15 protein-coding genes are annotated in these 13661 nt (G+C 61.4%); 7 read left to right on the top strand and 8 right to left on the bottom strand.

Going from position 1 to position 13661, the window contains the following annotated elements:
- Positions 1-18 precede the first annotated feature (18 nt).
- Entirely contained in the window at positions 19-252 is a 234-nt protein-coding gene (locus tag C481_RS08970; RefSeq protein ID WP_006108869.1) for a DUF5822 domain-containing protein, read from the bottom strand.
- Between the two features lie 116 nt (positions 253-368).
- On the opposite strand from C481_RS08970, the gene panB reads away from it, so the two are divergent.
- Positions 369-1181: a 3-methyl-2-oxobutanoate hydroxymethyltransferase gene (panB, locus tag C481_RS08965; RefSeq protein ID WP_049904544.1), complete on the top strand. Its 813-nt coding sequence runs from the start codon at positions 369-371 to the stop codon at positions 1179-1181.
- Positions 1182-1274: 93 nt separating this feature from the next.
- Here panB and C481_RS08960 read toward each other — a convergent pair whose 3' ends face one another.
- Positions 1275-2057, bottom strand: a complete 783-nt coding sequence (locus tag C481_RS08960) for an alpha/beta fold hydrolase (RefSeq protein ID WP_006108867.1) — start codon at positions 2055-2057, stop codon at positions 1275-1277.
- Between the two features lie 67 nt (positions 2058-2124).
- A complete protein-coding gene (locus C481_RS08955; RefSeq protein ID WP_006108866.1) occupies positions 2125-2595 on the bottom strand; it encodes an NYN domain-containing protein in 471 nt (156 codons plus the stop codon).
- Between the two features lie 277 nt (positions 2596-2872).
- Here C481_RS08955 and C481_RS08950 point away from each other — a divergent pair, with 277 nt between their 5' ends.
- The 3 genes from C481_RS08950 to gcvH all read left to right on the top strand — a co-directional run bounded on the left by C481_RS08950 (position 2873) and on the right by gcvH (position 6315).
- Positions 2873-4465: a S8 family peptidase gene (locus C481_RS08950; RefSeq protein WP_049904543.1), complete on the top strand. Its 1593-nt coding sequence runs from the start codon at positions 2873-2875 to the stop codon at positions 4463-4465.
- Between the two features lie 215 nt (positions 4466-4680).
- Positions 4681-5778: a glycine cleavage system aminomethyltransferase GcvT gene (gene gcvT / locus C481_RS08945; RefSeq protein ID WP_006108864.1), complete on the top strand. Its 1098-nt coding sequence runs from the start codon at positions 4681-4683 to the stop codon at positions 5776-5778.
- Between the two features lie 147 nt (positions 5779-5925).
- Positions 5926-6315 carry a glycine cleavage system protein GcvH gene (gcvH, locus tag C481_RS08940; RefSeq protein WP_006108863.1) on the top strand — a complete coding sequence of 130 codons (390 nt, stop codon included), beginning with the start codon at positions 5926-5928 and terminating at the stop codon, positions 6313-6315.
- A gap of 34 nt (positions 6316-6349) precedes the next feature.
- Here the strand turns inward: gcvH and C481_RS08935 are convergent, their stop codons facing one another.
- The 3 genes from C481_RS08935 to C481_RS21170 all read right to left on the bottom strand — a co-directional run bounded on the left by C481_RS08935 (position 6350) and on the right by C481_RS21170 (position 7793).
- Complete coding sequence (locus tag C481_RS08935) at positions 6350-6631, bottom strand: hypothetical protein (protein WP_006108862.1); 282 nt, start codon at positions 6629-6631, stop codon at positions 6350-6352.
- A 13-nt stretch (positions 6632-6644) separates the two neighbouring features.
- A complete protein-coding gene (locus tag C481_RS08930; protein ID WP_006108861.1) occupies positions 6645-7355 on the bottom strand; it encodes a helix-turn-helix domain-containing protein in 711 nt (236 codons plus the stop codon).
- A 237-nt stretch (positions 7356-7592) separates the two neighbouring features.
- The gene (locus tag C481_RS21170; protein WP_083860906.1) at positions 7593-7793 is read right to left on the bottom strand and encodes a DUF7835 family putative zinc beta-ribbon protein; all 201 of its coding nucleotides are present in this window, start codon (positions 7791-7793) and stop codon (positions 7593-7595) included.
- Between the two features lie 239 nt (positions 7794-8032).
- On the opposite strand from C481_RS21170, the gene C481_RS08925 reads away from it, so the two are divergent.
- Together C481_RS08925 and C481_RS08920 are read left to right on the top strand one after the other, a co-directional pair.
- Entirely contained in the window at positions 8033-8383 is a 351-nt protein-coding gene (locus C481_RS08925; RefSeq protein ID WP_006108860.1) for an ArsR/SmtB family transcription factor, read from the top strand.
- A gap of 214 nt (positions 8384-8597) precedes the next feature.
- Entirely contained in the window at positions 8598-8873 is a 276-nt protein-coding gene (locus C481_RS08920; RefSeq protein WP_049904549.1) for a DUF7521 family protein, read from the top strand.
- A 20-nt stretch (positions 8874-8893) separates the two neighbouring features.
- Here C481_RS08920 and C481_RS08915 read toward each other — a convergent pair whose 3' ends face one another.
- Both C481_RS08915 and C481_RS08910 read right to left on the bottom strand, forming a co-directional pair.
- On the bottom strand, positions 8894-9643 hold the full coding sequence (locus tag C481_RS08915) for a competence/damage-inducible protein A (RefSeq protein ID WP_006108858.1): 750 nt from the start codon (positions 9641-9643) through the stop codon (positions 8894-8896).
- A 24-nt stretch (positions 9644-9667) separates the two neighbouring features.
- Complete coding sequence (locus tag C481_RS08910; RefSeq protein WP_193787837.1) at positions 9668-10294, bottom strand: peptidase; 627 nt, start codon at positions 10292-10294, stop codon at positions 9668-9670.
- 327 nt (positions 10295-10621) lie between these two features.
- Here C481_RS08910 and C481_RS08905 point away from each other — a divergent pair, with 327 nt between their 5' ends.
- On the top strand, positions 10622-13540 hold the full coding sequence (locus C481_RS08905) for an MEDS domain-containing protein (RefSeq protein WP_006108856.1): 2919 nt from the start codon (positions 10622-10624) through the stop codon (positions 13538-13540).
- The last annotated feature ends 121 nt before the right edge of the window (positions 13541-13661 follow it).

The following is a 13661-nucleotide window of genomic DNA, read 5'->3' as shown; positions in this document are numbered from 1 at the left end:
TCCAGCGTTCCGAAGCCGTCAGCGCTGTGCTCGCTTTGCGTAGACAAAGACGCCCACCGCGACGAACAGCCAGATGACTGCCCCGACGCGGATCGCGAACTCGGCCCGCGAACCCCACGTCGGCAGTTCGGCGGTCGTCGAGAGGAGCGCGACGAGCGGCGAACCGGCGATGATCGTAACGACGAAGGTAACCTGCATCACCCACCCGTAGTCGACGCCCTCGGGTGCGGTCGTTTCGACGGGTTCTGGCACGGTTCAGACTCCCGACCCAGTCCTCTTAAGCGTCGCGGGTCACTCGCTCAACCGCCACCAGTGCGGGCGTCGGTGAAGAACGGTGCTGTTTACTACTCGAACGCCAACACGTGACTATGCCCACAGTCAGGGACTTGACCGCGATGGCGGGTGAGAAACCGATCACGATGCTGACGGCCTACGACGCGCCGACGGCCGAACTCGTCGACGAGGCCGGTGTCGACGTTATCCTCGTCGGTGACAGCGTCGGCAACACCTCGCTCGGTCACGAGTCGACGCTGCCGGTAACCGTCGACGATATCGCGCGCCACGTCGGGGCCGTCTCGCGCGCCACCGACGACGCCCTGGTCGTCGCCGACATGCCCTTCCTCTCCTTCGGCGTCGACGACGCCGAGAGCATCGAGAACGCCGGCCGCATGCTCAAAGAGGAAAACGCCGAGGCGGTCAAGCTCGAGTGCGGGCCCCACACGGTCGATCTCACCGAGAAGATGGTCCAACTCGGCATTCCGGTGATGGCCCACCTCGGCCTGACGCCCCAGCACGTCAACCGCTACGGCGGCTATCCCCGACAGGGGACCGACCGGGAGGCCGCCGATCGCATCCTCGGCCTCGCTCGGGAACACGAAGCCGCCGGCGCGTTCTCGCTCGTCCTCGAACACATCCCGTCGAACCTGGCTGCCGAGATCACGGCCGAACTCGACATTCCCACGATCGGCATCGGTGCCGGGCCGGCGTGTGACGGCCAGGTGCTCGTCGTCGACGACGCGATCGGGCTCAGCGAGTGGTCGCCGTCGTTCGCCGAGCAGTTCGGTTCCGTTCGCGAGGAGATGACATCCGCCGTCGACGACTACGTCTCCGCGGTCGAATCCGGCGCGTTCCCCGCCGACGAACACAGCCACGAGGCCGAGGACCTCGACGAACTGTATTAATCCGTTTTCTCCGTCCCGGTCTGGCCGCCGTTCAGCCAGCAACCACCGGGATTGCAACTCAACTGTTATCTAGCACGCCCCCACCCTAGATCGTCACTCCGCAACCGACTCGACAAAGTCGCTCACAGCGTCGTTGAACGCCGCCGGTCGCTCGAGCATCGACAGGTGCGCCGCGTCGTCAACCTTGACCGCTCGAGCATCGTTAATTCCGTCGACGAGGAACTCGTGATACCGCGGCGGCGTCAACATATCGGCCTCGCCGTAGACGACGAGCGTCGGCACGTCGATCCCACCGAGTTCAGCGCGAACGTCGAACGCGTGGCAGGTCTCGAAATCCCGGCGGGTGATCGCCTGCCCGCACGCGCGCATCTGCTCCTTCGAGCGCTCGACGAGTTCAGGATCGGCATCGTGAAAGAGCCGATCGGGAGCGTGGAGGAACTCGATCGCGCGTTCGAAGTCGCTCGCGAGCCACTCGCGCAGGTCGTCGAGGACGCCGAGGCGGGCACCCGTCCCGGTCAACACGACGGCTGCCGGGCTGAACTCGTCGGCGCGTTGGAGCAGCACGTGCAGGACGAGTGCCCCGCCGAGCGAGTTCCCGACCAGAATCTGACTGTCTGTTTCAGTTGCGACGGCGATAACGTCGTCGGCGTAGGCCGAAAGTGCCGTATACCCCCCGCTCGCGTCGACATCGCCCGAGTCGCCGTGGCCACTCAGGTCGAGCGTGACGACCGGTGTTCGGTCGGCGAGGCGGTGCTGGGACTTCCAGACGTCTCTCGTGCCGCCGCTGCCGTGAACGTAACAGACTGTTGGGCCGTCACCACCCCGATCGGTGCACTCGTAGGCCGTCTTCCGGCCGTGATGAGATACCTGCTGCATAGGTGATGAACGACCGGGGAGCGTATAAAGACTCCATCGGGGCGGTGGGACGGTGAGGGCCTGTCCTTCAGGTCCCGAGTGTCACCGCCTCGTCCGCCGCGTTTTGAAGCGCATCGGAGCGACCGTGCGATCCCGGCGCGATCGCGATCGTTTCGATACCTCGTGTTCCGGCGTGTTCGAGGGCGGGCTTGAAGTCCGTATCTCGCGAGGCGATCGCGAGGCGGTCGATTGTCCCGTCACAGGACAGTGCGGTCGCATCGACGGCGAGTTTCACGTCGACATCGCCGCTCGTGACGACGACTTCGAAGCCACGCGCCTCGGCCGCCTGAATGAGGCCGGGAGTTGCGTGTTCGTCCAGGTAGAGCCTGATAACGCCGACGCGTCCGAGTTCACGCGCAGCCGTCCGGAGATCGTCGAGGTCGATGTCGAACTCGTCGCGGAAGACGTTCGGTCCATCGACGAGCAGCCCGACGGCTAGTTCCCGCTGTTGCTCGGGGGAAGGATCGGGGGCGAGACGGGCGCGAACGCGATCGAACATACCGAGCGGTAGCCACGGCCCCGGGATAGGTGTAGCGAAACGAGTCGTGGCGGCCCCGCTATGGCGGTCGAGCTGGCGCTCCAAGCGACCCGTTGAAGCGGAAACTATAGTGCTGTTTATCGATAACTCGACGGGATATCCGAAAAGACAATTATCATTGGTTATTGACTAATGATATTTGACGATAGAAGTGCTCTATATCCCCACAGGTACAGTAATAAATTCTAACTTGTTTCATAACACTTTAATATAATGTCAGTATTTCTCATGTCGTATCATGTCTCGTGATACCAAAAGAAATATCGGGCGGCGATCGGTATTGAAAGCAACCAGCGCACTGGGGGCATTCCTGGGACTTGGTGGAGTTACCAGCGCAACACCCGGACGGAGTCCGGGTCCGAAAAAGGACGAGATTGTCGTCGGGGTATCGGACTCCGTCTCGGCCAGTAAGGCGACGATCGACTCGAAACTGCCGAGTAAGGCGACGATCGTTCACACGAACGAGACGCTCGGATACGTCGCCGTCGAGTTCCCAAGCAGGGCCTCTACGCAGGCGCGGGAGAATTTCAAGCGAAACGTCCTCGAAGCGGACGATGTCGAATACGCAGAGGACAACGCGACCTACGAGGCCATCGCGACGCCGAACGATCCACAGTACGGCCAGCAGTACGCTCCACAGCAAGTCAACTGTGAGGCCGCCTGGGACGTCACCTACGGCGATCCCGGCGTGACGATCTCGGTCGTCGACCAGGGGATCCAGTACGACCACGAGGATCTCGAAGGGAACATGGACGGGAGCGTTTCGAACTACGGCGACGACTTCGTCGATAACGACGGCGATCCGTACCCGGTCAGTGCCAGCGAAAACCACGGCACTCACGTCGGTGGAATCGCCGCCGGCGGAACGAACAATGCAACCGGCCACGCCGGAATCAGCAACTGTTCGCTCCTGTCGGCCCGCGCACTCGGCGATGGTGGTGGCGGGTCGCTCACGGACATTGCCGACGCAATCCAGTGGTCCGCCGACCAGGGAGCCGACGTGATCAACATGTCCCTCGGTGGCGGCGGCTTCAGTCAGACGCTCTCGAACGCCTGTGAGTACGCCTACAACCAGGGCTCGCTGCTCGTCGCTGCCGCCGGCAACGGCTACGGCAACAGCGTCTCCTATCCCGCGGCCTACGACACGGTCATGGCCGTCTCCTCGCTCGACGAGGGCGAGACCCTTTCCGCGTTCTCGAACCTCGGCCCGGAGATCGAACTCGCCGCACCCGGCGGGAACGTCCTCTCCTCGATTCCGTGGGACAACTACGACACCTTCTCCGGCACGTCGATGGCGTCACCAGTCGTCGCCGGCGTCGCCGGGCTCACGCTCTCCGCTCACCCGAATCTCTCGAACGCGGAACTGCGCAGTCACCTGCAAAACACCGCCGTCGACGTCGGTCTCTCCTCGGAGGAACAGGGTCACGGTCGTGTCGACGCCGGACAGGCCGTTACGACCGATCCCGGCGACGGTGGCGGTGGCGGCGATCCAGGCGATGGGACTTGCGGTGACGAGACGAATACCGAAACCGCAGAGGGCAACATCAGCAGTAGTAACCCGAGTGACGCCTACTCCTACACCCTCGATACGGCGGACCCGTGTAGCGCAACCGTCTCACTTAGCGGCCCATCGAGTGCCGACTTCGACCTCTACCTGACCCTCGACGGTCGCACGCCGACGACATCCGACTACGACCGCCGCTCGTACAACTGGGGCTCGGACGAAGAAATCTCGGTCGACCTCTCCGGCAACGAGGAACTCGGTATCCTCGTCAACCAGTACAGCGGCAGCGGTTCCTACACGCTGACCATCGAAGAACTCGGCAAGTAACCCGGACCCCGAGTCCGAGTTCACTCACCCGACAACCGTGCGCTGGTCCGGGTTCGGTACCAGCTGTCCACATCCAGCAGTCGTCCCGGCACGGCGCACTCGGCGTCGCCAGCACCGCCGACACTCACCTGGCAGCTTCTTTTATCGATCGACGTCCGCCGATGGACTATCGAAATCACAAAAGACCTTACTACCCCGGCCGTGTCCTCCCGAGTATGCCGCTTCAGACGCCGCCATTGCGTGGAATCCACGACGAACGGGGGGCCAAGTTTACGGAGTTTGGCGGCTGGGACATGCCGGTCGAGTTCGACTCGATCCAGGCCGAACACGAAGCCGTCCGAGACGCCGTCGGCATCTTCGACGTCTCCCACATGGGCCAGATTCACGTCACCGGGCCGGACGCGACGACGCTGATGCAGCGGCTCACCTCGAACGACGTGACCCGTCTCGGCGTCGGTGACTCCCAGTACGCCGTCCTCACCGACGAGGACGGCATCATCGTCGACGACACGGTGATCTACCGGCTGCCGGACGAGGACGACGAACCGACCTACCTCTTCGTCCCGAACGCCGGGACCGACGAGGAAACCCACGAACGGTGGATCAACTACCGCAACGAGTTCGACCTCGAGGCGACCGTCGACAACCGCACCGACGAGTACGCCATGTTCGCCGTCCAGGGACCGGACGCAACCGAACTCGTCGCAGCCGTCGCCGACGAGTCCGTCACCGATCTGAACCGGTTCCAGGCGATGACGGCGACGATCGACGGCGTCGAGTGCTGGACCGCTCGAACCGGCTACACCGGCGAAGACGGGTTCGAACTGATCGCTCCGTGGGAAGACGCCGAACGGATCTGGTCGCAGTTCGAGTGCCAGCCCTGCGGTCTCGGCGCACGAGACACCCTTCGGATCGAGGCCGGACTCCTGCTCTCGGGCCAGGACTTCGACCACGAGTCGAACCCCCGAACCCCCTACGAGGCCGGCATCGGCTTTACCGTCGCGCTCGACACCGAATTCGTCGGCCGCGACGCGCTCGAGCGGGCGCGCGAAGACGGCTCCGAGGAAGAACTCGTCGGCTTCCAACTGATCGACCGCGGGGTTCCGCGCCACGGCTACGACATCACGAACACCGACGACCGCGTCATCGGGACCGTCACGAGCGGCACCATGAGCCCGACGCTGGACCGGCCGATCGGACTCGGCTACGTCCCCAGCGAGTACGCAGAGCCCGGTACGACCCTTCAGGTGGTCGTTCGCGGCCGATCGAAAAAAGCGCGCGTCGAACCGACGCCGTTTATCGATACGGTATAAGTACGGCTGTGTGTATACGGATACGTAGCGGCACAGACGCGTACTCGTCTCCCGGCATCGTCCGAGGACCGTCCAAAGGCGGAGAGACGACCGGCGGCACGAAGCGCACAGATACACGACGACAGACGCAGATTCCAAGACACACCAATGAGCTTCGAAATCCCCGACGACCGACGATACCAGGACTCCCACGAATGGGCACTCGAAACCGACGACAACAGCCGAATCCGCATCGGCATCAGCGACTTCGCACAGGACGAACTCGGCGACGTCGTCTTCGTCGAACTCCCCGACGAAGGCGAGGACATCCAACGGGAAACCGAGTTCGGCGTCATCGAATCCATCAAAGCCGTCTCCGATCTCTACGCGCCGGTCAGCGGCGAAGTCGTCGCCGTCAACGACGCCCTGTTTGACGCTCCCGAACTCGTCAACGACGACCCGTTCGGCGACGGCTGGATGCTCGAAGTCGACGCCGCCGACGCCGACGAACTCGACGAGTTGCTCTCGGCCGACGAGTACGAAGAGCAGGTCGCCTGATCGAGGATCGCTTCGCACCGACAGTACGCGGTACTCAGTCTCGTTCGGCGTCCGCGTTCGTTCCCGCTCCGTCCTCGGTAGCTGCCGGCTTTTCAGTTCCAGTCCCGGTCTCTGCCGCAGAGACCCTCTCGTCGCCCTCACTCGTGACTGGGACGGCTTTCGATCGATTGACCACGAGTAACACGACACCGACGATACCGACCGCTCCGGCCGCCCAGAGGACCCAGAGAACCGGCTCATTGATGACGAAGACGGCCGCCAGCGACACGAGGTAGCCGGCTGTCAGCGCGAGCGTTAGTCGTTCCGTCCACTCCATCTGCTCGACCCTTTCACTCGAGACTCGCGAGTTCATCGAGTAATTCCTCGAGCGGTGTCGACGTCACGGCGAGCGAGTAGCCGTCGATCCGTGCCAGATCGGCCGCGTGCGGCCAGAGATCCGCTTCGTCGATGCCGTGCAGGATCACCGCGTTCGGCGTCGGATTGAGGACGCGAAGCGCGACCGCCGTCGCCTCCCCGCGCGTCACGCTCGTAAACACCAGCACGCGGTTCGTGCTCTGTCCGTAGAGGCGGAAGAACTCCTCGCTCGAGAGGCGGGTGATCGCTTCGATGCTATCGATAACGGTGTGACCGTTGATTCGATCCGTGTTTCCGTCGACGACCTCCGTCGCGCCGACGTTGTCGTACACCTCCGAGAGGCGAATCGAACTCGGATACTCGCGAAGATCGAGGACGACATCGCTGTCGAATCCGGCCGAGAGAACGCGTCCGTACTGGCGGATCCGGTTGCCGCCGCGGCGTTCGTCGATTGCGAGCAGCCCGTCGACGAGCCGACCGACAACGCCGATCCCGGGGCTCTCCCGCCGGCCGCTCTCGTAGTCGGAGATGACCGACGAAGAGACGTCGAGTTCGGCGGCGAGGTCCGTCTGGGAGGTGTCGAAGTCGGTTCGCCACTTGCGAAGCGTCGCACCGGGGTCGTCACTCAGGGTGATTTCGCCGGCAATCTTCTCTGCGAGTTCACGTTTCGGCCCGCGTCCGCCCATAGTCATCTCATGGGTCGGACGGTTGGCTCAAGTAGCTACCGGACCGATCACGTCAGGGAGATCAGCTCGAAAAGTGAGCGTCCCGACTTCAGCCTGCAAAATTCGATACGGCCGCTCCCAGTCCGTTCGTACTGCCGGACAAAACTATTCACACGTCGATCGCACTCGAACGGTCGTCGCCATGAGCGACGGTCCGTGAGGCGCGATCGAGTGTTCACTGACTTTTGTCCGGCAGTATCAGGCGTTGTTCATCCGCTTGCTCTCACGGTTCCCGCAGCGCTGGCACTCGCGAACGCGGTACGGTTCTCGCGAGTAGCGCGCATTGTCCCCCTTTCCACCTTCAGTAACGAGTTGTACGGATACTTCGTGTAACGTGTCAACATCACAAACTTCGCAGGGTTCGGTCATCCCATTTGACACCCCATCAGTCGTTGCCATACTCGCCACTCTCACCTAGAGGTGATATATTCCGGTCAGGGACTTCTTGCGCGGAGAAGGGGTATATATAGGTATTTTCAGGATCTGAGAATAGCGGCAAGTATAGATGATATATCTATGATACGACGTTGAACCGTGCCGATACAAGCTGTTTGTTGTCGGCCAATAAAAATATAACGGAGAGAGATATTCAGACAACCCGGAAAACCTTTTTCTCTGAATCACACTACGCGTTAGACATGGAACACGAGTCCTCTATCGAAGAAATCCTCGATACTATCGGGGACGAGCACGCACGCACCGTCCTCGCCTCGATCAGTCGTGAGCCAGGATCTGCGAAAGAACTCGCAGAGCGACTCGACCTCTCGCGGCCGACGATCTACCGGCGTCTCGACCTCCTCAAGGAAAACGAGTTGATCAACGACCGAACGCTCGTCGCCGACGACGGCAATCACTACAAGGAGTATACGTGCAACTTCAACAGCACCGTCATCTCACTGGAAGACGACGAGTACGACGTTCGCATCTTCCGCGAGGAGAACCTTCCTGACCGGTTTAGCCGCCTTTGGGACGAACTGGGTGCGAAGTAGTGGCGATCGTGATGGCTGTCACGTCTCCCACCCTCTCATCGACCGCACCACTCGTTGACGACGTCTCTCGTCTCCGAGATGTCGATCGCTCCGGTGTCGATTCCGCCGATTGTCGATCCGGATCGCGCGCCCACAAGACTCATCAACGCCCCCGCTCACGGCAGTATCACCGACACCCTCTCCGTCACGCACCGGGTGACTCGACGTGGATATGATGCTCGCTGAACTCGCCGAGGCCGTTCTGATGCTGATGCAGTTGATCGTGTTCGCCCTGGCGCTCGGTCTCACGCTCATCAGCTTTCAATCGTATACGAAGAACCAGTCAAAACGGCTCGAATCGGCGTTTATCGGCTTTGCCTTCCTCAGTATGGGCGTCGGTCTCACGACCATCACGTCCCAGCTTCCCACGGCGGCAACCGCCTTCTACATCGTCGAAACCGTCCCCTTCATCGTCGGCTTCGGGATGCTCTATCTCTCCTTGTACCGGTGACGGACGGCTGCTGAACTCGATCACGACGACGGGGGCTCGACCGTCTCGACGCGCGCTTCGAGCCACGAAATCGCCCGCTCGACCGCCTCCGGATCGGACCCGGAGACGCGAATCCGCCCCGGCCGATCCGGGCCCCGAGGATAACTTCCCACGCTCACGCTGAACTCGTCGGTAACCGCCTCGAGGACCTCGTGTAGCGCCCCCTCCGGTGCAGGCGTGAAAATCGTCTGCGAGACCGTCTCGCCGCTGAACTCCGCGGCAACCGACTCGAACATCGCGTGCATCTCCTCGGGAATCCCCGCGAAGACGTAGACGTTCTCGACGACGCAGCCGGGGGCCCACCCCTCGTCCACGACGATCGGCGTCGCGCCTTCCGGCAGGGAGGCGGCGGCCTCCAGATCGAGTTCGAGATCGTACTCCGCGACGAGGTCGGGGTTTTCCTCGCGGAATGCGGTCGCCTTCTCGCGCAATCGGTCGTACATCCCCTCGAAGACGACGAACTCGCGGTCGAGCGCGTCCGCGACGGCGGGAACCGTCACGTCGTCGGGGGTGCCGCCGATCCCGCCGGTGGCGATGATCGCATCGATCTCGGGATCGTCCTGCCAGCGAGCGACGGTCGCCGCGATGAACTCGCGGTCGTCGGGGACCGTCAGGATGCGACGGACGGTCGCGCCGCGTTCGGTGAGTCGGGCGGCGAGCCACGAGGCGTTGGTGTTGGTCGTCTCGCCGGCGAGGAGTTCGTCGCCGACGGTAAGGAGTGCGACGTTCATAGCTGCCGTTCGTGCTCGAATCAGTTAGCGTCCGCGGGTCGGCGAGCGGTCACCCGCGCTGGCGGTCCCACCGCCGGTAGCACCGGCACCATCGGCGGTCGTCCCGGCCTCGGCGCGAAGTCGTTCGATCCGTGCACTCAACGACGGGCTCGACGAGAACCAGTTCCGACTCGGAGTTTCTTTAACCGTAACGCCGCCTTCCACAGCGACGCGCTCGAACGCATTCGCGAGTTCGGCTGCGCCGACCGTCTCGGCAGCGCGGTCGTCGGTGTAGTGTTGCAGGCGTCGGAGGGCGCTGAACTCGAGCAGTGCGAGCGCGATCGCGAGTGTCGCCGCGAGTGGAAGTGAGAAGCCATCGAAGAAGAGTCCGAGGAGGACGAGTTCGACCGGGCCGATGAACGACAGCCGTACGAGTAATCGGGTGTAGTAGCGTTTCTGCTCACGGCGGGCGACGAGTAGGGCCGTCAGTGCGGCATCGTTGTATGCGGTTACTGCGGCACGCGAAATGAAGAGATCTCGAAAGACGGGTGAACCCGAGAGCCGGCGAGCGAGGAGACCGTACAGGTAGCCGATAGCGGCAGCGACGTGTGCAGCGAGTGCGACCAGGAGTGCAAGGAGGATCCAACCACCGGCAGTAGCCACTAGAGGCATACGTATCAATCAGGTAAATTTTACCAAGTGTATTGTGTTTCGTCGAAACCGGTCCACGTCCGAATCGCCTTCAGTTGGCGAAACGGGAATCTGCGGCATGTCGCTCGGCAACCACTAAACGCGACTCGTTCCGATAGCAGATAACGAGCGACTGGATCGAGAAGCAACCGTGATTCGGGGCGATCACGCGCGTTCGAAATACCGACTATTTACTCGCAGAGATGTTCCGTCAGCAGCGTTGAATCTACCGACCACCGGCATCGCGATATGTTACCTCGATCTCAGTAATGCCGGATTTTAACCGTCCGAATCGAGTACCCCGGCCTAATGAATCAAACCGTCCGACACTACGACCAACCGGAAGTACTGGGCCTCGAAAACGGTCTGGAGGCATTTCAGTCCAGTCCTGCGTTTCGTGGCCCGGTTGAACCGCTCGACGAGCACACCTGCAACGATCACTTCGCACACATATACGAGACACGCGAAGAGAAGTTTGAGGCCGCTATCCCGTTTATTCGACATGGGCTCGAGTGTGGCGAGCGCGTCATGTATATCATCGAGGAGAGTACCGAAGCCGAGGTGCGAGAAGCGATGTGCGACGCCGGACTTGACGTTGATGCCGCGCTCGCCACGGGCGCGTTGACGTTTCACACCGTACAGGAGACCTATCTCCGAAACGGATCGTTCGATCCCGACGAGATGATCGACTTCTACGGCGAGATGGTCACCGAGGCTACTGAGGACTACGAGGCGCTCCGGATTGTCGCCGAGATGACGTGGCTCGATGACGACGATACGTCGGTCGAGCGGTTCATAGAGTACGAGCAAAAGATCAACGATCTCTTCGAACACACGGATTCGCTTGCGATCTGTCAGTACAACCGCGACCTGTTCGAACCGGAGGTCATCCGAAACGTCGTCCAGACGCATCCGCATCTCATCTACGACGGCGCTGCATGCCACAACATCTACTACACGCCGCCGGAGGAGTTCTTCGGTGCCGATGCACCGGCCCGTGAAAACGAGCGCATGCTCCGGACGCTTCGGGACCGGACCACGGCGAAGGCCCAACTCCACCGCCGCGAACGATTTCTGCAAAATCTTTACGAGGTCTCGTCCGACCCCACGCTCTCATTCGAGGAGAAATTACAGGCATTGTTCGACCTCGGGTGCGAGCAGTTCGACCTCGAACTCGGGGCGATGGCCAAGGTCGATCCCGACGCCGATCAGTTCGAGGTCGAATTCGTGAGTGACGATCACGAGTACTTCGAGGCAGGTCTCGAACTCCCGCTGTCGGAAACGTACTGCACCGCGGCGACCGACACCGACGGGGTCGGGAGCGTGTCTGATCCCGTCGAGGCCGGGTACGACGATACCTACGTTCACGATGAGTTCGGCATCAAGACGTATTTCGGCACCTACATCGAGGTCGAGGGCGATGACAACCGAACGTTCTTCTTCGTATCCGAGAAGCCGCGCGACGAGGACTTCTCGGCTAACGAGCGCACGTTCCAGCGGTTGCTGGGGCAGTGGGTCAAGTACGAACTCGAACGCCAACAACGCGAACGGTTCCTCCACGAGTGCTACGAGATCACGTCCGATCCCGCCCTCGACTTCGAGGAGAAACTCGAGCGGTTACTCGAACTCGGGTGCGACCGGTTCGGCCTCGAGATTGCCGGATTGAATCACTTGCCCTCGTGGGACGGCAAATTCCGACTCGAGAAGGGTATCGGACTCGGCGTTGATTCCGATGCGGAGCTATGGACCGACCCGGACAACGGCTGTTACTGTCGTCAGACCATGGTCGAGGATAGCCCGGTCGGAACGGTCGACGTGCGCGACACCCGCTGGGCTGAGGACACGATATACCAAGAGTTCGGACTAACGAGTTACCTCGGGACGAACGTGTCGACCGGAGCCGCACCGTACGGCACGCTCTGGTTTGGAAGTACCGAACCACGGGATCGACCGTTTTCGGAGACCGAACGCTCGTTTATCGAGCTGATGGGGCAGTGGGTCAGCTACGAAATCGAGCAGCGCGAAAACAACGATTCCCAGCGGAAACTCTACGAAATCACCGCAAATCCCGATCTCGATCCTGACGAAAAGATCGATCAATTACTAGAAGTCGGCTGCAAGCGGCTGAATCTACCGATCGGGATGCTCACTCACAAACGCGAGCGGGCGTTCGAGATCGAGCATATGCACGGTTCGCACCCCGAACTTGACGAAGGGACGCTCACCCCGCCGTTGACGGACAACTACTGCCGTCGCGTCGTCAACACTGGCAACTCGATTAGTGTCGGCGATGCCGGGGAAGCAGGATGGGACGGCGACGCGCTCTACACCGAATTCAACCTCAAGTGTTACGCCGGGACGCAGGTGTTCATCCGCGGTGAGAACTATGGCACCGTCTGTTTCACCGATATGGGACCCCGAGAAGAGTTCACCGAGGCGGAGCAGGTGTTTCTCGATATCCTCGGCCAGTGCGTGAGCTACGAACTCGAACGCCAACAGCACGAGGCCGACCTCAAGGAAACGATCGACCAACTGGAACAGTCCAACGACCGGCTGAAGCAGTTCGCCTATGCCGCCTCGCACGACCTACAGGAGCCGCTCCGGATGGTTTCAACGTATCTACAGCTACTGGAGAACCGGTATAAGGCGGATCTCGACGAGGACGCACGGGAATTCATCGATTTCGCGGTCAACGGAGCTGACCGAATGCGGAAGATGGTCGATGATCTGCTCGCGTTCTCACGAGTTGAACACACCGGTGATGAATTCGATTCGGTTGACTGTGACGCAGTCCTCGACCACGCCATCGACGATCTCCAGATACAGATCGAGGAGAAGGAGGCGGAGATCATCAGCGAGTCACTTCCGACGGTAAGGGGCGACCAGGAGCAACTCGAACACCTGTTCCGTAATCTCGTTTCGAACGCTACCAAGTACAACGAAAGTGATCGGCCGCGCGTCGAAATATCGGCCGATCAGCGGTCTAATCGCTGGAAATTCTCGGTTACCGATAACGGAATCGGAATTGATCCGGACGGAGCGGACAAAATATTTGACGTTTTCAAGCGGCTCCACCACGACGACGAGTACTCGGGGACAGGAGTCGGACTCTCGCTATGCCAAAAGATCGCTAATAATCACGGTGGAGAAATCTGGGTTGAGTCCGAACCCGGTGCGGGATCGACGTTCTCATTTACGCTTCCCGCGGTCGAGAACTCGACGCAGTGAGTCAAACGTCCCCGTTGTTCTTTCGGGACCCGGGACCCGTCTTAAAACGACAGTGACTACGATGGCTGGTCCAGCACCTTCGGACCAACGCTCCGCAACCACTAAACTCGATACGCACTGA

Origin of the sequence: Natrialba asiatica DSM 12278 (assembly GCF_000337555.1) — an archaeon.
GTDB classification, from domain to species: Archaea; Halobacteriota; Halobacteria; order Halobacteriales; family Natrialbaceae; genus Natrialba; species Natrialba asiatica.
This window is presented reverse-complemented; position numbering and strand designations above follow the sequence as displayed.